The following is a 22,958-nucleotide window of genomic DNA, read 5'->3' on the forward strand; positions in this document are numbered from 1 at the left end:
TGGCTCTTTTTTTTGTTTAGACTTGATAGTAATGAAAAGCATAAGGCGTTTTGGTACATGACAAAAATCACAATTTTAACCAATTCTAAACTCTATTTTTGAGGCATAACTTTTTTCTTTTAATTATGACAGACCTCCAGATTGCAAAAAAGGTTAAACTCAGACCTATAATTGAGATTGCAAAAAAATTTGGTATTAATCCAGATGACATTGAAATGTACGGTAAATTCAAAGCCAAAATTCCGTTGTCTTGCATTAATAAAAACAAAGTTCAAAAAAGCAATTTGATATTGGTCTCAGCCATATCCCCCACTCCTGCCGGCGAAGGTAAAACCACGATTTCAATTGGTCTATCTGAAGCCTTAAACCAACTTAACAAAAAAACAACCGTGGTGCTTAGGGAACCCTCTTTAGGTCCAGTATTTGGGATTAAAGGTGGTGCGACTGGGGGTGGTTATTCACAGGTCTTACCCTTAGAAGACATTAACCTGCATTTTACAGGAGACTTTTCTGCAATTGAAAAGGCACATAATTTATTAGCTGCAATTATTGATAACAATATTCAAAGTAAAACCAATTCCTTAGGGTTAGACCCTAGAACTATTACTTGGAAACGCGTTATTGATATGAATGACCGCGCTTTAAGACGCATTATTGTTGGCCTTGGAGGCACCACCTCAGGAATCCCAAGGGAAACTGGTTTTGATATTACAGCAGCTTCAGAGATAATGGCTATTCTTTGTATTGCCAAGGACTTAGGGGATCTAAAACGAAGATTGGGTAATATATTTATCGGCTATACCTTTTCTAAAAAACCCATCTATGCTAAAGACTTGAAAGTTGCCGGTGCTATGGCCACTTTATTGCGCAATGCCATTAAGCCTAACCTTGTTCAAACCATTGAAGGAAATCCTGCTATTATACATGGTGGACCTTTTGCCAATATCGCCCAAGGTACCAATTCGGTTATTGGCACATTAATGGGAATGTCGTATTCAGATTACACGGTTACCGAAGCTGGATTTGGTTTTGATTTAGGTGCGGAAAAATTCTTTGACATAAAATGTCAAAGCGCCAATATTTCGCCAAAAGCAGTAGTGTTGACTACAACCATTCGCGCCCTCAAATATCACGGCGGTGCTGACTTAAAAACATTAGACCGCCCTGACGTTGATGCTTTGCGCAAAGGCTTACCCAATCTCGAAAAACACTTAGAAAACATTAAACTATTTAGGGTCACTCCAATTATTGCCATCAACAAATTTAAATCTGATACTAAAGAAGAAATACAATTAATTAAGGACTTTGCGAAGATTAAAAATGTCAGGGTTGCCATTGCTAACGTGTGGGCCAAAGGTGGTAAAGGTGCATTGAATTTAGCAAAGCACGTCATTGAGGTTGCAGAGAACTGTGATACTAAATTTACGCCCTTATATCAATGGGATATGGCTATTGAAGATAAAATTGAGACCATAGCCCAAAAAATTTATGGTGCCGAACATGTGGATTATAACTCCAACGCCAAACGACAACTTAGGCAGGTAAAGGAATTAGGTTTGGAAAATTTGCCTATTTGTGTGGCAAAAACTCAAAAATCCCTTTCTGATAATCCGAAGCTACTTGGACGGCCAAAGGACTTTATCATTACAGTTAGGGAAATAGAAATTGCCTCGGGAGCAGGATTTCTCATACCCATTACAGGTGAAATAATGCGTATGCCAGGCCTCCCTGCGCATCCAGCTTCTGAAGGTATTGACATTAGTGATAGTGGTGAAATTTCAGGTTTATTTTAAACATTCGAATTTTAATTTTTCGGAATATCTTGGGTCATTAGTTCATCATGAGATGTGTGATGAACCCATCCTTAATTATGTGACCTAGATTATAGACCGTTAATTTTAACCTAATTGAAGAAAGACTAACTCTGTAATATTTGGAACGTGTTTCTAAGAACATAATTCTAATCCAGACTACTATCCTTTCTTTTAGCTTGGATATAACTGGCAATAACTTTGGCTATCAATTCTCTACCATGATTATTCCAATGCCAGTCATATATCAAAATGGTGGACCTCTTTGAATTTTTGAATTCTTGGGCAAAATCAATGTAATGAATATCATTATTTTTGCAAAACTCTAAGAATGCTTGACTTGTCTTTCTAGAATCTAATAAAAGGGACGTTTTGGTTTTATCGAAACCATATAAATTAATAAGGCTTTTAAAATTTTGGATTCGCTGTAAATCTATAACTTTTTGTTCTTCGGTGCTTATGCCCTCTACTTCATTGGTCTTGTAGCCTTTATTTGGCTCTTCGAACGATTTCCCTGTTACCAATCGCTTTAAAGGTTCTAGAACACCGATTTTAGAGCCATAAGCCAATATTTTTATATTATCCCTAATTTTAAAAGGGGTAGACTTCAACATTTTAATTCTATCGTAGTTCGGTTCATAATCCCCACGCTCTAAATCACTTTCATAATTTAGGTATAAAATAATCTCATCTATTTTATCAAAATCCTCTTTGTAAGCACTAACCAGATGCATTTGATTTGCCAAATCATAACCTGCATAACCGTATTCATAGACTTCGACATTTTTAAGTTTATCCTCTATTTTTTTACCTATTGAGTTGTAATAATCTTGGTGGAAGCCTTCAATAAAAGAATCACCAACAATAGCGATTTCGAACTTGCCAGCCGTCGGTGTAAACTGACGATGAGAGTTAAATCCCGCGTCATTGATACTAAATTTTGAATAGTTCTGATTTCTATTTCCTGTTACGGCATAGCCCTTATTATTTGGTACTCTCTTCTCAACACCGTATTCATCTATAAATCTTGGCGGATCCTCAGTATACAAATGAAGTGCCCTAACGATCACTTCCACAATAAGAAGTATTAGGACTATATATAAAACCGTCTTTAGAATGAATTTTCGCATAGCCATCAAAATTGAAAATAGATAAACGACCTATTGACGCCATCATCGTAAAATAATAAGATACTTAGAATAACCAAAGCATATATAAGTAGTCTTACAAAAAGATATTTAGAATTAAAGGGATTACGCTCGTCTTTGCGAATTATATATTCATAGCAAACAAATATGCCAATCAATACATAAAAATCCAACATTCTATATCCCATGGGGTGAACGTAGGACTCATAATTAAAATCTGCGCTGATTTGTTTAATGTAGGCGAAAGCATCTGTGATAGATGGCGATCTAAAAAAAATCCTTGAAAATGTTACCAATACAAAGGTCAATGTAACTTGAAGAATTTCTTTTACTGATGGAAGCCAAGAATTTTCTGCAATGACATTGTGTGCATAAATCCTATTTCTGCCCATTAAGAAAACAGGTATATAAAGTGTTGCGTGTATTGCTCCCCAAAACACAAAGGTCCAATTAGCTCCGTGCCATAGACCACTAACCAAAAATATAACAATGATATTACGAACTGATTTTAATTTACTGACTCGCGACCCTCCCATTGGGATATACAAATAATGTCTAAACCATGTCGATAATGAAATATGCCATCTTTGCCAATACTCTGCTATATTTCTAGAAAAGTTAGGGAACTTAAAATTAGACATCAACTCAATTCCAAATAATTTAGCCGTACCTATAGCGATATCTGTGTAACCACTAAAATCGCCATAAACCTGAAAACTGAATAAGCACACACCTAATATAAGTGTTGAGGCTGGATAGGATGCATAGTTAGCGAAAATATCATCAACAATTGGAGCAAGAGAATCTGCAATAACCAGTTTTTTGAAGAACCCCCAAAGAATTAGTTTTAATCCTCCTGAAGCTTGGTTGTAATTAAATGTTCTGTTAGAATTTATTTGTCTTAAAAGATTTGAAGCACGCTCAATGGGCCCTGCTACCAATTGGGGGAAAAATGCTACAAACGCCGCAAAGGAAATAAAGTTATTAGTTGGTTTTAATTTTTTATAATAAATGTCAAAAGAATAAGACATTGTTTGGAATGTGTAAAAGGATATTCCAACTGGTAAAATGATTCGCAACGTCCAAGTACTCTTAATTTCATAGCCAAATAGGCTAAACATCTCAATGAATGAGTCAATAAAAAAATTGAAGTATTTAAAAAACCCCAATAACCCTACATTACAAATAACACTTAACCACAACCAATATCTGGCTTTCTTAGTTTCTAAATTCTTAAAAATCTGTTGGCCAACAAAAAAATCTAAAAGTGTGCTAAACAGTATAAGAAATAAAAAACGCCAATCCCACCATCCATAAAAAACATAGCTGGCCGTTATAATCAAAAGGTTTTGAAGTTTTAGATTTTTTCTAAAAACAAACCAATACAATATAAATACTGTTGGAAGAAATATTAAATATTGAAGCGAGTTAAATAACAATTTCTATTAATTTATATTTTTAATTCTGTCTTTATTAAAAGGTCATATGGGCTTCTGCACCGCCATTAGAAGATAAAATCAAGTATTCTCCAGATGTTGCATCCTTAGGGAAAACTTTGATATTTTCTAACCGTTCTTCATTTAAATAAACATAATCAAACACCATAAGCTTGATATTCTCATTGGCAGCCAATGAGAAATCTATACAATTATCATTGTCACTATGATTCACATTCTCACTTAAAGGAATGAAATGAAATTTGGGTTTACTTTTCTTATTTTTTTCATTAGACCTCAATTTAAATGTAAGTTTATGAAACTTCTCATTTATATTCATTTCTCTCAAAACTTGCTTTATATCAAAAAATAATTTCAATGCATAAGCTATAACCCTAGACCTCAAGGAAGACCTATCGAAATAAATATGGTACTCAAAATCATAAGATTTGGTACACCAATGTGTTTTATAATCGAAGTAGCCCTTGGAAAAGTCCAATATCTTCATTTTTTCCTCCATACACCATTCTATTAATTTTAGAATTGTAACCGAACCTAAATGGAACTTGGAATAATCAATGTCAAAAACAGTTATGGCGTCAAATAAGGTGTCATTGGATAAATAGCACAAGGTTACACCTATCGGTCTTTTATCATCGTAAATAACAAATAAGGAAGCCTTACGTTCCAAAATCATTTCATAGCTCACATCATAATAAAAGTTCCATTCCCTTTCATTAAGATTATTATTGGTAATTTGTTTTTCCTGAAATCGTTTTTCTAATAAATGCTTAAACTTTTCAAAAATAAAGTCATACTCTGCTCTTGATATATCGCCAATAACCATTTTATACTCTATTTTAAAAGCAGCTTCAAGGCGTCTATTATATTTTCTGAGTTTGTTTCTACTACTTTTACTAAAGGTTGATAGTAAGTAGGCATCTATATTCTTAAACTCTGAAACTTCAATTAAAAACCCTGGATATTGTTTTGACTTATATACACCTAGGGATGCCTGCATTGGCCTGTCGTGGATTTCAAAATATGTTGGAACATCGTAGATAAGAAATGTTTTTTTTCTAAAGTCAAGCGCATTTTCATAAAGAGCATAGGCCATTCCTTTGGTAAATGTCTTTCCAATACTAACATATAATGGCAAAAACGTATGTGGCAAAAACTCTAAACCGGACATAAATTGAAAGGGCTTTGCAGAGTCCGATTTGTCAAAATGCTTTGACCAAACCTCTTTATATGTAATGGACAAAAAAGGATTAAACTTTAGCAAAATACGGTTTATCAAAGGGATTCTAAATTGGAACGGTATGCCGGAAAATATTGTACATTCCGATGTCTTATGTCAGTTTCTAATTGATGCTCATGTTTTTCTACTAATACTTCATAAGCTTCCTCATCGGCTACATATTTCCAAATTTTAAATGGTTTAAGATTTTTGGAAAAAGTACACTTAAAATCAAACAAGGAATCTTCCTTACCTTTTCTGCCTCCGCCCAAATTAAAATAGGTGTATCCTTCAGAAGTGGCTTTTATGCGCATCTCATCAATGAGCAACTTTATAGGGTTTAAATCGTAATAATCCTCATCTAATCCAGATAAATGATATTGAACAATATTATTTGACTTTATAAAAATAGCACCTCCAATTACTGTTTTGGTTTCATTATGAAGGCATAATAGTAAATCTGTTTTAAATTCATTACTGCTCATAAGACCTTTAAAGTAGTCATCGCTAAAAAAATATTCTGGATCAGCGTCAACACGTCTCATGTTGTTATGATATAGCGTCATGAATAATTGAATATCCGCAGCCGTTTTCCCTTGTACAACAGTACAAAGCTTTCTAGACTTATTTATGTAAGTCCTTAATCGCCTACTGTATCTCTGGAGTTGTTCTTTTTCAGAGCTTTTTAAATCTATATAGACAACATTTCCAGGACTTTCCATACGTCCCATGCCGTTTAAAAGCGAATCTTGATTATCGATGAAGGGATGTAACCTTGAAAATACAGTAACGATTTTATGTTCTGTGAAAAACGCCTTTAATTCCTTATGAAATATAGTTTTATCAAAGTCCTTTCCTTGTGTCAATATTAAAATACCGGCATACCCATAAACAGAGGTAGCGTCCCAGTATGTAGAATTTGCAATATGCCTGATTAATAAAGGCAATATAATACAGGTATCTATATGTGTAAATTTTAAAAGAATGGGCAGTTCGTCTTCTTGTCGAGATATGTGATGATAGGAGTATGTATGATAAAAATCGTAATGTTCAGCTTGAAGTATAAGTGCGTTCCATTCGTTCTCTTCTTTTATAATTTCAATCATTTGGGACTTGATTTGATATAAGAAACAAAATTCTTTTAACTAAAGTGTGGATTTTAGATTTCAACACCAAAATTAGTCGATATCTTACAGAGTAATCATGACAAATATCATTTTACCGTTAGAATTAGATATTAAAATAATCTCATTCCACAATTAGCCGAAAAAACAAAATAACCAGAAAGGCTATTAGCCCAGGAAAAAGGCATGAGATAAAAAGAGTCCCTATCTCCTCGCTTTAGTTAATTACAGGGGATTTTTAGAGATGTCAATTCCTTTTGTTATCTTGTTAAACAGATAATTTGGATTGTTTTCAATATTCTGCGAATAAATGTAGTACTGAAAACAACAATGTTAAATCGAAAAATGTAAATCAGAACTTAACTTAACTTCAACGTGACCCAAACACTCTATAATTTCCTTCTTTCAGAAAAGAGTCGAAAAAAAATTGAAAAAGCTATTCTTTTAATTGCCCTATTTAGCTTTCTCATTCATTTAGGCCTCATTTATTTGATAAAGTTTAATGTCATTGATTTTTTAGCTGGCTCTGAATTTCTTACAAATCCTATATCAGCTATTTACACACCGTTTTCATTTATTCTTATTTATGAGGTATACCTACTTATTTACTATTTACCCAAGTCCTTTACGACTTATATTACCAAGCAATACGAAATCATTACCCTAATTATTATCCGTAGGTTATTTAAAGATCTTTCTTCCTTAGAACTAACATCAAACTGGTTTGATATTAAAGGTGATTTATTATTTACCTATGATTTGCTGGCATCTCTTCTTTTGTTTTACTTAATTTTTGAATTTCAGCGACAAGGCAAGCGAAAAATGCTTCAGAAAACCATGATAAACCCAGTAGTAAAACGCTTTATTGAGCAAAAGAAAATCATAGCGGTAATTTTAGTGCCATTATTTTTTGCAATGGCGGTATACACACTTGTAGACTGGTTATTGCAAATTTCCTATACCTCATCAGAATTACCATCCTTCACCAGTATAAATAATCTCTTTTTCGATCAATTTTTTACAGTGCTGATTCTAGTAGACGTGGTATTACTTCTACTTTCATTTTTTTATACCGATCAATTCCATAAAATTATAAGAAATTCAGGTTTTATTATTTCAACCATTTTAATAAGAATCTCGTTTGGAGTGGTTGGCTTAATCAACACCGCATTAATCGTTGTGGCTGTTTTGTTTGGCTTAACTATAATTATAATACACAATAAATACGAAAGAAATTTAACTACTGAAAAAACAGAATGATGGTCGCAACAAGACTCCTTGTCTTTCACTGATAGATATCATAAATTTATAAGGCGCATATGTTTATTTTTATATCTATTTCAGTTTAGGGCATGAAACACATTCTTTTATTAACAGACTATTCTCCCAATGCGCAAAACGCTATAGATTATGCTTTGCAACTTTTTGAAAAGCAAGCGTGTGCGTTCTATCTATGCCATATTAAAAAAGCTAAGAATTACATTTCAGATGATCTAATGAGTAGTGGCTCTAAAAGTATTTATGGCGCACTTGTTAAAGATGAGAAATCAAAACTAAAGGCATTAGCCAAGGCGTTAAAAGCTAGGTATAGAAATAGTCTTCATAAATTTAAGGTACAGGTTGACGTTGATTCCTTTATTGATGCGATAAAGCAAACGATTGAAGTCAATACTATAGATCTATTGGTTATGGGTAGCAATGGCGCTTCTAATGCGGAAGAATCTATTTTTGGAAGTAATACCTTAAAGGTTATTAGAAATATCAATCTGCCAACATTGGTCATTCCGAAGGGCTTTAAATATAGAGCCTTGAATGACATTCTTTTACCGCTAGATACTTACGACCCTTCTGATAATAAAGCATTTAGGGAATTCTTAACTTTCTCAAAACCCTATAACAGTACCTTGCATATTCTTCGAATCACAAATTCTGAAATCATTGAAGATTCAGGTGCTTCCGAAGAAGAGCGGTTCAATGATATCATTACTGAAAATGACTTTAAATATCATTATATTGAGAATGTACCGTTACATTTCTCTGCAAGAAACTATATACAAACCCATCATATTGACTTAATGGTATTAATGGTTCAAAATCGCACTTTGTTTGAACGCATATTCTTTGGGTCGAATACCATTCGTTTAACCAAGCAATTAGAAATTCCCTTATTGGTCTACCATTATTGAGTACTTTAATTTAAAGGACTAAATATTAAAATAATATGTAATCATCAATTCATAGATCCAACTTGTCAAATATTATGGGTCAATTGATGACTCAAAGGGATAGAACTGCAATGACTCAAGTTTAAAAAGAAACAAAAACGCTGTATCATATTAACTTACACTGTAAAATATTTGATAAATCAATAATTTAAGCCATATCCTAACTTAAATAAAGGCGAAATTGATGGATCCCAAAAATTCGGCCCATACTTTCCTTTAAAATCCTCTACAGACCTAGGCCATGAGTGCGGAAGCTTTCCTTTAAAGTCATAGTCACCAAATAATACTTCGGCAATCCCACCGCCTTCAGAACCTGGCAACCAAGCAGCAACAAAAGCATCAGATTTGTCTATTTCATCTGTTACTACCAATGGACGTCCAGAAACCAAAACAACAACTGTTTTAACTCCCATTTCAGTATAAGTCTGTATGTAATTTTGATGCGCGTCACTTAGGGTTAACTTATGTGCTCCATTACCATCTCCAATATCTCCGAGCATTTCTGCATAAGGTGTTTCGCCGACTACTACAATGGCAACATCCGCATCGGAATGCTTTTCTGTCGCAGTCTGGTCATATACAACTAATCGTTCCGATTTACTTTGAAGTCCGTCTAATATTGTTGTTGCACCCCTATAGTTTTCGTGGGTGCCTTGCCACCTTATGGTCCAGCCTCCAGATTGTAGTCCTGAGCTATTGGCATGCTCGCCGACAACAACAATTTTTTTTGTGTTCTTATCTATAGGCAAAACACTATTTTCATTTTTTATCAAAACCAAAGATTCTCTAACTGCTTGCCGGGCCTTGTCTCTATAATTCTGACATCCTATTTTGTCAATCAAACCAGGGTCTGGGAATGGATTTTCAAATAAGCCTAATCGGAATTTTTGTCTCAAAATCCTTTTAACAGCGTCGTCAATTCGATTAAGAGGGACGTCTCCTTTTTCAATTCCTGTTTTTAATCCCTCTTGAAAAACATCCAAATCTCCATCAACAGCCATTACCATATCTACTCCGGCATTTATAATAGCATTTGCACCAAATCTTGAGTAACCCTTCCAATCCGAAACAACCATTCCATCAAATCCCATCCCAATTTTAAGCGTATCAGTAATTAATTCTTTATGAGCATGCATGGACACATCCAATATAGAATTAAACGAAACCATAACAGCACCTACTCCTGCTGCAACAGCCTCGCGATATGGTGGTAGCAGATATTTGCTTACTTCCTCCATTGTTAAAGACGTATTTCCCCCTTCCGTTCCAAAATCTGTTGAACCGTCTCCAACATAATGCTTGGCTGTGGCCATTACTGTTTGGTTGTCTGATAAACGCCCTTGATGGCCTCTAACAGATGCTTTTGCTAGTTTACTAGTCAACGCTGTACTTTCTGAAAAAGCCTCATAAACTCGTCCCCATTTTTCGTTATAAGGAATTGCAATACAAGGAGAGAAAGTCCAATTAAATCCTGTGGCTTGGGTTTCTATAGCTGTAATTACTGCCACCTCTTCAACTAATTTTGAATTTCCAGTAGCACCTAGACCTATATTATGCGGGAATATGGTGGCGCCATCGTATGTGTTTTGACCGTGAACGGCGTCTACCGCAAATAACAAAGGAATACCAAGCCGTGTGGATAAAGCTCTTTTCTGTAAGGTTATAAATCTTGCTTGCCACCCAAAGGCATCTTCTCCTGGAGTTGGGCCTTGGGTATGTATGACGGAGCCAATGAATTTGGTGCTTACATCCTCATCTGTAATATCATCAAAATGTCTTACCTGAGACATTTGGCCAATTTTTTCCTCTAAGGTCATTAAAGCTAACAAGGAATCTACCTTTTGTTCTATTGTAGCATCCGGACTCTTTGGAATTGTTGGAACGTTTTTACATGAGCTAAGGGAATAAAAACAAAACGCAATTACTATTATTCTATATAAGGTATGACTGCAGGTCTTAATCATATTGATTTGAAATAATCTTAAACGGAATCATGATTAGCTAACCCCTGATTAGCAACTCTTCAACTTCCTCTAGAGTCTTACCCTTAGTCTCGATGACGAACTTCATAACGAATAACAAGGACAAAATAGCCATACCTGCATAAATAGCGAAGGTTAATGTTGGTCCCAAATTTGTCAGTTCCCATGGAAAAAATTGGGTAACGGTATAACTCACTAGCGAATTAAAAAAACCAACAGCAGAAATTGCGATACCCTTAATGCTTCCAGGAAAAATTTCAGATAATAAGGTCCACATTACAGGACCAAGAGATATAGCGAAGGCTGCAACATATAAAAGGATAGCAATAAGTACTAAGGTCGCGTTAATATTTATGAACTTTTTTACCTCATTACGTTTAAAATCATTTAATTGGAGCTCGCTTAAGAGCGGTGATAGCTTGTTGAATAACTCTGTTTGCGACTTAAAGGACATCCCATCAAGGCGCTCTATATTGCTTCTAACTTCAGTATTTTCAATCTTCTGAATGTTATTCGTATTTAAATCATAGGTAGCATTGTTAAAGGCTAAGGTCGCCATGGACAATGCAATCGCCATAGTTGCCGTACCAATTATTAAAAGCGGCTTTCGTCCCAGTCTATCGATAAGTCGAATAGCAACAAGAGTAAATACTAAATTTGTTAAGCCCACAACTATGGCTTGTAAAAAGGACGAATCCGTACTACCTCCAGCTTGTTCGAAAATGGTCGGGGCGTAATAAAAAATAGCATTAATTCCTGTTATTTGTTGAAAAAAAGCAATCCCAAATGCGATAATAACAATGGTGTGCATGCGGCTACTAAACAATTCAGCAATTGTTCCTTTCTTTTCCTTTTTTGCAATGCCTCGTTGAATTTCTTCTATGGTAGTTAAGGCGTAATCTTTACCACCTATTTTGATTAAAATCCTTTCGGCGATCTCAACGAGATTTAGTTGTTGTATTAGCCATCTTGGACTTCTTGGAATAGAAAATAATGCTAAAAAGTAGATAAACGCAGGTATAGCCTCAACTCCCAGCATCCACCGCCAACTTTCGCCTTCTACATCTTTTAAAAAATAGTTAGAAAAATAAGCTACAGAAATACCTAAAACAATATTTAATTGATTTAAGGATACTAAGCCTCCTCTTAACTTTGGAGGTGCTACCTCAGCTATATAAATAGGTGCAATTAAAATAGCACCGCCAATACCGATACCTCCAATAATCCTCGCAATAATAAATTCAGTATACCCTGTAGCCAAAGCCGACCAAAGTGCAGAAACCGTAAAGAGTATTGCTGTAACAATTAGTATTTTCTTTCTACCAAATCTATCACTTAAGGGTCCTGCAGAAATATTTCCAGCCATAGCTCCAAATATCACACAACCAACAGAAAAGCCAAGTTCCCAGTCTGTCATACTAAAATATTCGCTAATGCCGCCTACTGCACCAGAAATAACAGCACTGTCAAACCCCAAAAGGAATCCTCCTAGAGCCACTACAAAGCTGATAAATATAGTATAAGATTTATTATTCATGGATCAACTGGTTTACACGTTTAAAATTGCTTTTCTGATTAGTTTCGAAATTCATGTTTTACCCAAACCCCTTTTAAAACTCTTTCTTCACCTTCCCTTGGAGCGTTCCAATTCTTCCTATGATATTAAGTAAAAGAGATAAATACTAGCCGAAACTACAAAAAATCTTCTGGAATATCTTTTTTGATTTATTCAAAAAGATCTGATGATAGATACCTGTCGCCACGGTCACATATGATACTGACTATTACACCGCTTTTTAATTCATTTGCAAGTTGTAAAGCGGCTGTAGTTGCTCCGCCACTGCTCATACCTGCAAATATACCTTCTTCCCTAGCCAATCTTCTGGCCATTGCAATCGACTCATCACGGCTCACTTCAATAGTACGGTCTACTTTTTTCGCATTAAATATTTTAGGCAAATACGCCTTTGGCCATTTTCGGATACCTGGTATACTGGAACCATCAGTAGGCTGAACGCCCACAATCTGAATGTTTTGGTTTTGTTCTTTGAGAAAGCTTGAGGTTCCCATAATAGTGCCTGTCGTTCCCATAGAGGACACAAAATGTGTCACGGCACCACTGGTATCTTTCCATATCTCGGGACCAGTCGTTTTATAGTGTGCCTTCCAATTGTCATCATTCGCAAATTGATTAAAACTGTAGTAATTCTCATTTTCGACCTTTGCGTTGGCATAATCCCGAGCTCCTTCAATACCATCTGGATGCAACGTCACCTTAGCGCCATAAGCTTTCATGGTGGCAACACGCTCTTTAGTCGCCGTCTCTGGCATAACCAATTCTATATCGAGCTTAAATATTGCAGCAATCATGGCAAGAGCAATACCCGTATTCCCGCTAGTGGCTTCTATGAGCTTTGACGTACGGTTTATTTCTTTTCTATGCAGTGCGTTCTTAATCATACTGTATGCCGCCCTATCTTTAACACTGCCTCCGGGATTATTACCTTCAAGTTTAAAATACAGACTCACATTAGGATTAGTATTTAGTACCATAGATTTTACCAAAGGGGTGTTTCCTATTCGATCAATTATCGTTTTATTCATCCTCGTGGTCTAATTTTGATATGACTTGAACTTCTGAAGTATTAATTACGATAGAGTTTTTTGATACAGATTCGGTTAACCAAGTGTTACCTCCTATAATACAGTTCTCTCCAATGACGGTTTCACCACCTAAAATTGAAGCATTGGCATAAATAACAACATTCTTTTTAATGGTTGGGTGTCGCTTAATATCCTTGAGTTGTTTTTCCACTTTTAAAGCCCCTAGGGTAACCCCTTGGTACATTTTCACATTATCATGTATTTCGGCCGTTTCCCCGATGACAATACCTGTGCCATGATCAATAAAAAACGAGTTTCCTATTTGGGCACCTGGATGAATATCAATACCCGTGAGCTGGTGAGCATATTCTGTCATTAGCCTTGGTATAAGCGGTAATCTCAATTGAAGAAACTCGCGTGCCATTCTATAAACAGCAATAGCAAAAAACCCGGGATAGGCTAAATAGACCTCTTCAATGGATTGCGCCGCGGGATCATTAGTATAAATGGCCATTGCATCTTTTTTTAAACTGCAAAATAATTCCGGAATGTGCTGTGTGAAATCTTCCCAAGTCTTACATGGTTTACCTTTAATTTGAGGACAAGCCAAATCTCTTATTTTAAGAAATAATACCTCGAGTTCAACCAATGCTTTTTCCGCATCGGTGGCCTGATCAAATAGAGCATTAAAAAGTAATTGAGTAAATCGTTGAGATTCCTCCTTTAGCGCAATGGAAACCTTTATGTCTTGCTTCTGTTTGCTTATGGCGTCAATTAATGTAGAATGATTCATAACATCTTTTTCCAAAGAGACAACATTTAAAGATAAAACACCATTAAAATGTCGTTAAAAAATAGTTTCATAAGGTTTAAAACCTAACTTAATAGTCAAGAGTAAATCTTCAATTTTAGTAACTCATGCCTTATCGAAGACTTTTTTGAATGTACTAAAACCAAACATATTGGCACTTGTTAAAAATCTTTGAGATATAATTGAGTTTGTTTAAACAAAAAAAGATTTAGCACTGAAATTTATATGATTACATTAAAATTATTTACGTACCTTTTAACAATTATTAACATTTAACAAAATCAACTATTAATCATGAAAAAATTAATTTTAATCTGTTCCCTTTTCTTTGGGCTAATTTGTAGCGCACAGGACACTTATTTTACCATTTACAATTTCACCGTAGAGCCTCAAAACGTATCTACCGTGGCAACCTTATTCAACGATTACTTTTCAGCAAACAAACCAGATGGAGTTACGGTTTCTCTTTATGAAAACCACTTTAACGACAGTGGTAACAATTTTTCCCACTCAGTGGTTTTTGCAGGAACTTTAGATGCCTTAGGTGGTATGTACTCAGGTGAAACTAGTGACACCTGGGACTTATTTAGGACAAGAATTAATCAACATATGAAAGAAGGTTTTAACTCCTTTACCGGGAGACAAATTTCTATTCATGGCGATACCAGTGGAGATTTACGCTTTCAAAGGTATTACGTTTTAGATGTTGAAGACGGTGCTAAGTTTACTAGTGCCCATAACGCTTATGCTGAGAAGAATGTCCCAAAAGGGATGACTATGTCCATGGGTAATATTACCTTGGGTCAAGGTCCGGATGGCGGAAATAGATGGGTCATAGCTAGCTTTAAGGATTTTAAAAGTGCACTGGGCGGTGCTTACATGCTAAGAACTGAAGCTGAGAGAGAAGCTGACAGTAAAGCATGGAAGGAACGCAGGGAAAATGACGGGGACGTATCTTTAGTGCGTTCAGGACTTCGTATTCTTTTAATGTCGTGGTAGTGAGATTATATTCCTGATAGAATTAATATTCAAAGTTATTAGACAACAGCCCTTATAATATTCAAATATTATAGGGGCTGTTTATTTTACATGTTTTGAGTCCTAATGATTTAAGTGTGATGCATCGTAGAATCCTTTTTGACAAAAGAGTCTCAATCTCAGATCTAAGGCTGTAACTATTATCAATTATAAAATATCGTAGGTCTTTGATTCCTAGAACATAAGATTTTGAACAACCCATGAATCTATGTGAATAGAGTTCCTTACAGTATTAGAATTTAAAATTTATTTAATGTTTTAGCCAATACCTTTACATGGTCAGAATAGTTTAATACACTTTAAGTGGATTGAATTGTTGGCAGAAGGAATTATCACCACATCAAATAGGCGGTTTGATAGAGTTTGACAGTAGCTATAAGTTCAATCGGCAATTTTTTGGTATACCTAAGGGGTATTTTTGTAGGTAAATACACTTATGAGAGTAGTTCAACTCCCATTACTGTCATATAAACTGATATTTAATTCATTGATAATAAATAGCTTACCTTACTGTAAACTAATTTAACTAATTACACATATGAAAAATTTATTATTCGGTTTAGTACTAGTGTTCAGTATTAGCCTCTTTTCACAACGCAACCCCGAAAACGATTACTGGAATTCATGGCGATATACCCCAAAAAAAGGGATGGTATCAGAATTTGAAGCTGCAGTAGCAAAAAAAATGAAAAAGTTCAATACCTCCCCAGAGACCGGAATTATAACCTATAAAATTGTTACAGGCAGAAATGCCGGAACTTATGAGCGTGTAGAATCAATGAAATACCCTAAGGACTACGATATCGATCGCTCTGCGGAGGGTGCCTATTGGGATAAGAATGTCTCTGAATATGTAGAAAGCTCTAGTGGACAAATGCGATGGGATAGAATGAACAACGCTACGAGGAATTGGGATGCTGAGAACCCTGGCCCTCCTTCAAAGTATTTAGAAAGAACTACGTACGACGTTAAACCCTCTAAAGTGATGCATTTCAGACGATTTATGGATCGGGTTACTAAAATCAGTACGGAAAGAGGCAATAAGGACACCCAATTAATGTTTAAATGTATTAGTGGTGGAAGTGAAAATATGTTTGTTGTAGTACGGGGATGGAATAAGTATGGTGATGATTATCGTGGTACCAATTCTGAAAACCGATGGGAAGAAGACTATAACAACGAGTATGGATGGGGAAGCTGGGATGAGGACTGGCAAAATTTTCGGGATTCAATTGAAGATTGGGGAGAAAGGACAGAAACAATGGAGTTAGTGCCTTCTCTCTCTACTGGAATGATGGATTAAAATAAAAAAATAAAATTTCAAAAGTCTCTTAAATGTTTAAGAGGCTTTTTTTTTTGCATAAAATGAAATAACTAGAATAGAATCATTGTACCATAAAATGGAATATTTAAGATCCTTTTAAATTTCAAGGAAAATTTGGTTTTTCTGATAGCGTAATTTTAGAAAAGAACTTAAAAACAAAAACGCATCTACTATTTCTAGTGATGCGTCCTACTTAGTAGCGGGAACTGGATTAACTCGCTGTGCTCGTTGGACCACAAATGGGAGCTTGTACAACAAACCAGATTTGAAAAACAGATCTTTATTTTGCTCGCTTTAATTCATAAAACAAGTTTTTGAATCTCGCTCACAAAAAAACCAGATACAGTGTATCTGGTTTTTAGTAGCGGGAACTGGACTCGAACCAGTGACCTTCGGGTTATGAGCCCGACGAGCTACCTACTGCTCTATCCCGCGATGTGGACTGCAAATATACAATGCTTTTTAATTTCTACAAGGATAATAACCAAAAAATAACGTCTAAAACTATTTAAACGTTATTTGTAGTAAGATTAAAATTAAACCTAATTATCCTCTTCCTCATCCAGCGTTACAAGCCTACTTTTTGTATCCGCTACATCTAAATCGAAATTAATAATATTTGGAAGCTTCTCCTTTAAAAACCTATAATCGCCCTTAAAATCATTGTTACTCAATAATAGGGTCTTTAAATTAGTCAGTTGAATTAATTCATTGGGTAATTGACCGTAAAATGCATTGTTAGCCAACACGAGTTCTTCTAGTTCGACAAGATTGCAAAGTGATGCGGGTATACCGCCAATTAGTTGATTATCAAAAACGCTTAAGACCCTTAACGACTTTAGGTGTGAGATATTTTGAGGCAACTTACCCTCGAGTTTATTACTGCTTAGGTTTAAACTTTCAAGATGCACCAAATTACCTATGGATTGAGGTATTTCACCAAATAGGTTATTATTGTATAATTCTAAGTATTTTAAGTTGACGAGGTTGCCTATGTCCTGAGTAATGGAATCTTTAATTTGATTTGAAAAGAGTTTCAATACTTCAAGATTTATCATTCTATAAAGAGCATTAGGTAACTTACCTTCTATTTGATTAAAACCAAGGTTTAATATTCTTAATGAGCTTAAACCAGATAGGTCCTCAGGTAAATAGCCCTCCAAGCCATTAAACATAAGATTAAGAGCTACAACCTTATTATGCTCTACGGTTACGCCATACCATCTTGATACAGGTTGTTCCATATCCCAGGTGTTGTGCCAAGCGGGTCCGTTGGTTGAATTGTAGAGTGCGACTAGGGCATCTTTTTCGCTTTGAGATACGTCGGCAAAGGCGAATGAACAAACCAAAACACAGAGAAGCGTTAATTTTGAATTTTTCATATGAGTAGATTGTCGTGGAGGGGCACTATTGCAGCAATATAGATACTGATTGTTTTAGCTGCAACTTTTTTCGACGAACCGCAATACAGCCAAATTTATACTCGACTCATTCAAAAAGTTATATCCCACTACTGTTCAATACTTTGTGCTTGAAAATCAATAATTTCCGATTGATTAACAACGACTGAGACCTGAATTGGGTTACAGCAAATCTCGCAGTCTTCAATATAGTTTTGGGAAGGTTGGGACATATCAACAAGCATTGATATCTGCTCCCAACAATAAGGACATTGAAAAAAATATTCTTCCATACCTACTTAAGACCTTACAATTGAACATTTAATAACTCACCACTGATTTGCAGTACTATAACCTCTGCCAATTTGGCGTCGTATTTTGCCTGATTTCTTACTAATTCTGCTGACAGCAAGTTGAGTTGGGCCTGTCTAAACTCAATAGACGTTACTTGACCCAATTTGAATTTCTCTTCGGTTCTGAAAAAATTATTCTTGGCTGTTTTGATGTTTTCTTCCTGTACTTCAAAAATCTTTAATTTATTCTGGTAATCATCCCAAGCGTTGTTGAAATTGCGCTCAATATCCAGTTTTAATTCCTCCTTTTGAAGTTTTTGGTTTTCAAGGTCAATTCGCGCATTCTTAACTCTTGTTATGGTACTTCCCCCATCAAATAAATTCCACGTAAGATTTATGCCACCAGACAAACCTACATTTGTCGACACAGCTACGAACGCTGCCGCATTATTATTGTTTTCATTCCACCCATAACTTCCCACTAAGCCCAATGCTGGCAGATACCCTGACTTATTTGCTTTTAAGGTGAACTCGTTAATGGCAATATTCTTTTCATTTTGTAATAACGTTACATTATTCTCATAAAGACGAGTTAAAAGTTCTGCCTTATTTAAATTCATTAAAAAGGTAACCGTTGTATCTACCTCAAAGGCATTGGAGATAGCATTACCTGTTACGAAATTAAGGTCCCGCTTAGCATTGATTAAGTTTTGTTCTGCGTTGATAATACTGATACTATCATTGTTGATATCTACCTCGGCATTTAAAACATCTAGCTTGGTGTTTCTTCCATATTCAAATTGATATTCAGCGCGCGTTAGTCTATTCTTTGAGATACCTATTGTTTCCTTTAAGGATTTAAGGTTTTCAGATCGTCTAGCGATATCGTAATAAATACTTAAGAGTTGTGTAATGGTGTTCTCTATGGTTTCCCTGGCCTGTAACTCGGTAAGATTAAATTCCTCTTTTAAGCGCTTGTAATCATAATAACGGCCTAAACCGTCAAACAGCGTATAATTTAGATTTAGACCTGCATTATACCTTGAGCTCTCAGCACCATTTAGTGTGGCATTGTCCCCATTGCTGAACTCCGCTGTAATGTTGTCCCTATTAAAGGTAGCCCCGGCACTACCTGTTAAGGTAGGTAAGTATCTTGAATTGAGTACACTTTTGTTATTTTCAGCGACCTCAACGGTATTGGTGGCTATACGAACGCCGAAATTGTTTTCTAGTGCAAGGGCTATAGCCTCTGAAGTTTCAACTACCTTCTGTGCTGAAGAAAAGAGACCTAGACCCAAGCAAATTCCCGTAAGTAACTGTTTAATACTCGGCTTCTTCATGTTGTTCCTTTATTGCGCGTTCAACTTCTTCTTTGGTTATTGATTTACCTGTGGCCAACCACTTTAAACCTACCTTAATATTATTGCTTATTGATAATAGCAATGGCAAGGCTAATAACGTAAGAATGGTGGCATAAGCTATACCAAACGTAATAGAAATGGCCATAGGCTTTAAAAATTGTGCTTGTCGGCTTTTTTCCAGAAGCAGTGGTGCTAAACCTGCTATGGTGGTCAGCGATGTTAAAAAAATTGCCCTAAATCTAGATTTTCCAGCTTCAGCTAAGGCATCGTTAAAATTAAGGCCTGCTTTTAAATTTGAATTAAACTTTCCAATAAGAACCAAACCATCATTAACCATGATTCCTATTAAGGCAATAATTCCTAACAAGGATAGGATATTTAATGGAAACCCTAAAAGTAGATGGCCCCAAGCAACGGCTGTTAAACTAAAAGGTATCAGCAAAATTAATAGCAATGGCTGACTATAACTTCTAAAGGTAAATGCAATCGTAGCGTAAATTAAAATTATGATAACCAATCCAGCAGAACCAAGAGATTTGCTAAGCTTCTCCTTTTCCCTGTTCTGTCCTTCAAATGACGCTGTTATTGTGGGATATTTTGATTGAAGCTCAGGAATCACATTCACACGTAAATCGGCCATAACATCTGTATTGCTCGCATTTGGGTCTTTCATATCGGCAGAAATCTGTATTTCGCGCTGACCTTCCAAATGATTAATTAAAACGTCTCCGCGAGCAATGCTGTACTCTGCAATATCCCTAAGATTTACTCTTTCGCCATTTGGTGTTATGATACGCATTTCATCCAAATCATTAATAGAGCCCCTATTGCTCCTATCATAGCGAACCCATACGCGTATTTCATCTTGGCCTCTTTGAAAACGCTGGGCCTGTACTCCAAAAAATCCTGCCCTTACTTGATTCATAACCGTTCTCAAATCCAAGCCTAATAAATAAGCACTCTGTTTAAGTTGAAGTCGAATTTCCTTTATACCTGCAGGATCGTTATCCTCTACGTCCTTTAAAACAGGATTGGAATTCATTATTTCCTTTAAGTCAGTTTTGGCTGCTTTTAGTTCTTCAATATTATTGCTTAATAAAGAGACGGAAATTGGGCTACCACCAAAGTTACTGCCCGAACCAAATGTTAAACGCTCTACACCAACTACAGGTCCGACTAAATCTCTCAACCTATTGGCAACAGCTAGTGACGTGATTTCGTCTGGACGTTCTTCACCAGGTAGCATGTTTATTCGTAAGGACGCACTCGAAGAACTGTTTATGACCCTAATGGTATTCTCAACGAGTTCTTTATCTGTGCCTTGCAAATATTGCTCTGTAAATTCTTTATTGACAATTTCTGCCTTGTCCTCTATCATCGATATAATAGAGTCTGTAATTTTCTCGTTAGTACCGTTGGGCATATCTAAGGTTACGGCAACCTGATCACTTGCTATTCTTGGGAATAAGGTAACACTGATAATGCCACCTCCAATAGCACCAAATGTAAAAATGAGGAGCGAAATAAATATGCCCACTGCCAGCAGTTTATATTGAAGTACAAACCTTAATGTTGGGGCATAAATTTTATCCCTGAGATAGCTCATAAAACTATCTCCATATGTATTGATATCGCGTAATTTTGAGAACAAGCTGTTAATACCATTGCTGTCCTTATCGCCATCTCTGGTGCGGAGTGCTTTAGAATGTGCTAAGTGAGCAGGTAAGATAATAAGCGCCTCAATTAACGATACGGTTAGGGTGAGAATAACTATTACGGAGACTTCTCCAAAAAACTCACCAATACGACTGTCTAGGAATAAGAATGTTGAAAATGCCAAAAGTGTCGTTATAATTGCAGATACGACTGGAGGAATTACTTCCATTACACCGTCTATGGCTGCTTCAACTGGTTTTTTACCACGTTCATAATGCTGATATATGTTTTCCGCTATAACAATACCGTCATCAACCAGAATCCCAATGACTATAATCATTCCAAACAGGGACAAAACGTTTATAGTCACATCAAATTGCCCAGCAAAAATAAACATCCCCAAAAAGGAAATGGGTAATCCAAAAGCTACCCAGAATGCCAATCGTGTATTGAGAAATAAGGATAGGAACAATAGAACCAATATAATTCCTGCAATAGCATTTTCAAACAATAATTGGGTTCGTTGCTCTAAGGTTATGGATAAGTCCCTAACAACATCTAAACGAACATTATTGTGTTTCTGGTTATAGTCTTCTATATAATTCTTTACTTTTTGGGCTGAACTTACCAAATCCTCATTATTTGTACTTGTAACGGTAATATCTACCGATAGTTCTCTATTGAAATAGGTAGCATTTGGTGTTTCTGAAAAGCGGTCTCTAATAATGGCCACATCCTTTAGCCTCACAATCTTACCGTCTGATGTAGCCTTTACAATAACATTAGAGAGCTCATCTCCATAATATGAGCGATTATTTGCCCTGATTAAATATTCCTCAGCTTCTGTTTTTATATTACCCCCCGTTACTAGGATATTAGATTGCCCAACAGCTAATGCCACATCAGCAAAGGAAGTATTGTAGGCCAACAAGCTGCTTTCATTCACGGCAATTTCAATTTCCTCAAGAGGAAATCCAGAAACCTCAACTTGAGAAATACCATCAATGGCGCGCAAGTCATTCTCTACTTGTCGACCTATTTGTTTGAGGGTCGCTAAGGGAATATCCTTACCGCTCACCGCAAAACTTATGGTTTGTCTTACTTCTTCCCGTTTTGAAACAACCAAAGGCTCCATACCTGTTGGATAACTTGGAACCCGATCAACAGCATTCTTCACTTCAAGTAGCATGAAGTCAATATTTTCTCCTTTTTCAATTTCAACAGTTATTGACCCACTATTTTCTTGCGAAACCGAAGTAACCCTATCTACGCCACGTAGTCCTTTCAGGTTATCCTCTATTTGTAATACAATACCCTCTTCAATCTCTTGTGGTGAAGCACCAGGGTATGTAATATTTATAGTTATAATTTTTGATTCAACTAACGGGAAAAAACTAGATCTTAAGGCGTTAAAACCTAATAGCCCAAAAACAAAAAATGCACCAATAACTATATTGACAGCAACGTGGTAACGGATAAAAAATGAGATAATTTTTCTCATAGCA

The 22,958-nt window shown here is 35.8% G+C and carries 17 protein-coding genes and 1 tRNA gene; 5 read left to right on the forward strand and 13 right to left on the reverse strand.

The window, feature by feature from the left end; genetic code table 11:
* Positions 1 to 125 precede the first annotated feature (125 nt).
* A complete protein-coding gene (locus CA834_RS06460) occupies positions 126 to 1,793 on the forward strand; it encodes a formate--tetrahydrofolate ligase (protein ID WP_206186855.1) in 1,668 nt (555 codons plus the stop codon).
* Between the two features lie 167 nt (positions 1,794 to 1,960).
* On the opposite strand, the gene CA834_RS06465 is transcribed toward CA834_RS06460, so the two are convergent.
* The 4 genes from CA834_RS06465 to CA834_RS06480 form a co-directional block, all read right to left on the reverse strand.
* The gene (locus CA834_RS06465; protein ID WP_133085463.1) at positions 1,961 to 2,941 is read right to left on the reverse strand and encodes an SGNH/GDSL hydrolase family protein; all 981 of its coding nucleotides are present in this window, start codon (positions 2,939 to 2,941) and stop codon (positions 1,961 to 1,963) included.
* A 5-nt stretch (positions 2,942 to 2,946) separates the two neighbouring features.
* Complete coding sequence (locus CA834_RS06470) at positions 2,947 to 4,302, reverse strand: MBOAT family O-acyltransferase (RefSeq protein WP_317042072.1); 1,356 nt, start codon at positions 4,300 to 4,302, stop codon at positions 2,947 to 2,949.
* Between the two features lie 130 nt (positions 4,303 to 4,432).
* Complete coding sequence (locus tag CA834_RS06475) at positions 4,433 to 5,680, reverse strand: GNAT family N-acetyltransferase (RefSeq protein WP_165764765.1); 1,248 nt, start codon at positions 5,678 to 5,680, stop codon at positions 4,433 to 4,435.
* A gap of 11 nt (positions 5,681 to 5,691) precedes the next feature.
* Positions 5,692 to 6,741, reverse strand: coding sequence for a GNAT family N-acetyltransferase (locus CA834_RS06480; protein ID WP_094967875.1), 1,050 nt, complete (start codon positions 6,739 to 6,741; stop codon positions 5,692 to 5,694).
* Between the two features lie 393 nt (positions 6,742 to 7,134).
* Between CA834_RS06480 and CA834_RS06485 the strand changes: the two genes are divergently transcribed.
* Positions 7,135 to 8,019 (forward strand): hypothetical protein, encoded by an 885-nt coding sequence (locus tag CA834_RS06485; RefSeq protein ID WP_094967876.1) that lies wholly within the window; start codon positions 7,135 to 7,137, stop codon positions 8,017 to 8,019.
* 92 nt (positions 8,020 to 8,111) lie between these two features.
* Entirely contained in the window at positions 8,112 to 8,945 is an 834-nt protein-coding gene (locus tag CA834_RS06490; RefSeq protein WP_094967877.1) for a universal stress protein, read from the forward strand.
* Positions 8,946 to 9,124: 179 nt separating this feature from the next.
* Here the strand turns inward: CA834_RS06490 and CA834_RS06495 are convergent, their stop codons facing one another.
* The 4 genes from CA834_RS06495 to epsC form a co-directional block, all read right to left on the reverse strand.
* Entirely contained in the window at positions 9,125 to 10,948 is a 1,824-nt protein-coding gene (locus tag CA834_RS06495; RefSeq protein WP_094967878.1) for a glycoside hydrolase family 3 protein, read from the reverse strand.
* A 37-nt stretch (positions 10,949 to 10,985) separates the two neighbouring features.
* Positions 10,986 to 12,503: a sugar porter family MFS transporter gene (locus tag CA834_RS06500; protein WP_094967879.1), complete on the reverse strand. Its 1,518-nt coding sequence runs from the start codon at positions 12,501 to 12,503 to the stop codon at positions 10,986 to 10,988.
* Positions 12,504 to 12,691: 188 nt separating this feature from the next.
* Positions 12,692 to 13,570 (reverse strand): cysteine synthase CysM, encoded by an 879-nt coding sequence (gene cysM, locus CA834_RS06505; protein WP_094967880.1) that lies wholly within the window; start codon positions 13,568 to 13,570, stop codon positions 12,692 to 12,694.
* Entirely contained in the window at positions 13,563 to 14,378 is an 816-nt protein-coding gene (gene epsC / locus CA834_RS06510; RefSeq protein WP_317042073.1) for a serine O-acetyltransferase EpsC, read from the reverse strand. The genes cysM and epsC overlap by 8 nt, the downstream gene beginning before the upstream one ends.
* Positions 14,379 to 14,675: 297 nt before the next feature.
* Between epsC and CA834_RS06515 the strand changes: the two genes are divergently transcribed.
* Positions 14,676 to 15,380, forward strand: a complete 705-nt coding sequence (locus tag CA834_RS06515) for a hypothetical protein (RefSeq protein ID WP_094967882.1) — start codon at positions 14,676 to 14,678, stop codon at positions 15,378 to 15,380.
* A 577-nt stretch (positions 15,381 to 15,957) separates the two neighbouring features.
* Positions 15,958 to 16,722 (forward strand): hypothetical protein, encoded by a 765-nt coding sequence (locus CA834_RS06520; RefSeq protein WP_094967883.1) that lies wholly within the window; start codon positions 15,958 to 15,960, stop codon positions 16,720 to 16,722.
* Positions 16,723 to 17,105: 383 nt separating this feature from the next.
* Here CA834_RS06520 and CA834_RS06525 read toward each other — a convergent pair.
* The 5 genes from CA834_RS06525 to CA834_RS06545 all read right to left on the reverse strand — a co-directional run bounded on the left by CA834_RS06525 (position 17,106) and on the right by CA834_RS06545 (position 22,954).
* Positions 17,106 to 17,178: transfer RNA gene (locus tag CA834_RS06525), tRNA-Met, on the reverse strand.
* Between the two features lie 107 nt (positions 17,179 to 17,285).
* Entirely contained in the window at positions 17,286 to 18,125 is an 840-nt protein-coding gene (locus CA834_RS06530; RefSeq protein ID WP_240507499.1) for a leucine-rich repeat domain-containing protein, read from the reverse strand.
* A gap of 128 nt (positions 18,126 to 18,253) precedes the next feature.
* Positions 18,254 to 18,436: a CPXCG motif-containing cysteine-rich protein gene (locus tag CA834_RS06535; protein WP_094967884.1), complete on the reverse strand. Its 183-nt coding sequence runs from the start codon at positions 18,434 to 18,436 to the stop codon at positions 18,254 to 18,256.
* Between the two features lie 14 nt (positions 18,437 to 18,450).
* Positions 18,451 to 19,776, reverse strand: coding sequence for a TolC family protein (locus CA834_RS06540; RefSeq protein ID WP_094967885.1), 1,326 nt, complete (start codon positions 19,774 to 19,776; stop codon positions 18,451 to 18,453).
* On the reverse strand, positions 19,757 to 22,954 hold the full coding sequence (locus CA834_RS06545) for an efflux RND transporter permease subunit (protein WP_094967886.1): 3,198 nt from the start codon (positions 22,952 to 22,954) through the stop codon (positions 19,757 to 19,759). Before CA834_RS06545 ends, CA834_RS06540 begins: the two co-directional genes overlap by 20 nt.
* Positions 22,955 to 22,958: the final 4 nt, after the last annotated feature.

This window comes from Winogradskyella aurantia, assembly GCF_002266855.1.
GTDB classification, from domain to species: domain Bacteria; phylum Bacteroidota; class Bacteroidia; order Flavobacteriales; family Flavobacteriaceae; genus Winogradskyella; species Winogradskyella aurantia.

Excerpts from the sequence above, each read along its gene's own strand:
- CA834_RS06460 (WP_206186855.1), top strand. The coding sequence starts at position 126 with ATGACAGACCTCCAGATTGCAAAAAAGGTTAAACTCAGACCTATAATT.
- CA834_RS06465 (WP_133085463.1), bottom strand. The coding sequence starts at position 2,941 with ATGCGAAAATTCATTCTAAAGACGGTTTTATATATAGTCCTAATACTT.
- CA834_RS06480 (WP_094967875.1), bottom strand. The coding sequence starts at position 6,741 with ATGATTGAAATTATAAAAGAAGAGAACGAATGGAACGCACTTATACTT.
- CA834_RS06490 (WP_094967877.1), top strand. The coding sequence starts at position 8,112 with ATGAAACACATTCTTTTATTAACAGACTATTCTCCCAATGCGCAAAAC.
- CA834_RS06495 (WP_094967878.1), bottom strand. The coding sequence starts at position 10,948 with ATGATTAAGACCTGCAGTCATACCTTATATAGAATAATAGTAATTGCG.
- CA834_RS06500 (WP_094967879.1), bottom strand. The coding sequence starts at position 12,503 with ATGAATAATAAATCTTATACTATATTTATCAGCTTTGTAGTGGCTCTA.
- cysM (WP_094967880.1), bottom strand. The coding sequence starts at position 13,570 with ATGAATAAAACGATAATTGATCGAATAGGAAACACCCCTTTGGTAAAA.
- CA834_RS06515 (WP_094967882.1), top strand. The coding sequence starts at position 14,676 with ATGAAAAAATTAATTTTAATCTGTTCCCTTTTCTTTGGGCTAATTTGT.
- CA834_RS06520 (WP_094967883.1), top strand. The coding sequence starts at position 15,958 with ATGAAAAATTTATTATTCGGTTTAGTACTAGTGTTCAGTATTAGCCTC.
- CA834_RS06530 (WP_240507499.1), bottom strand. The coding sequence starts at position 18,125 with ATGAAAAATTCAAAATTAACGCTTCTCTGTGTTTTGGTTTGTTCATTC.
- CA834_RS06535 (WP_094967884.1), bottom strand. The coding sequence starts at position 18,436 with ATGGAAGAATATTTTTTTCAATGTCCTTATTGTTGGGAGCAGATATCA.
- CA834_RS06540 (WP_094967885.1), bottom strand. The coding sequence starts at position 19,776 with ATGAAGAAGCCGAGTATTAAACAGTTACTTACGGGAATTTGCTTGGGT.
- CA834_RS06545 (WP_094967886.1), bottom strand. The coding sequence starts at position 22,954 with ATGAGAAAAATTATCTCATTTTTTATCCGTTACCACGTTGCTGTCAAT.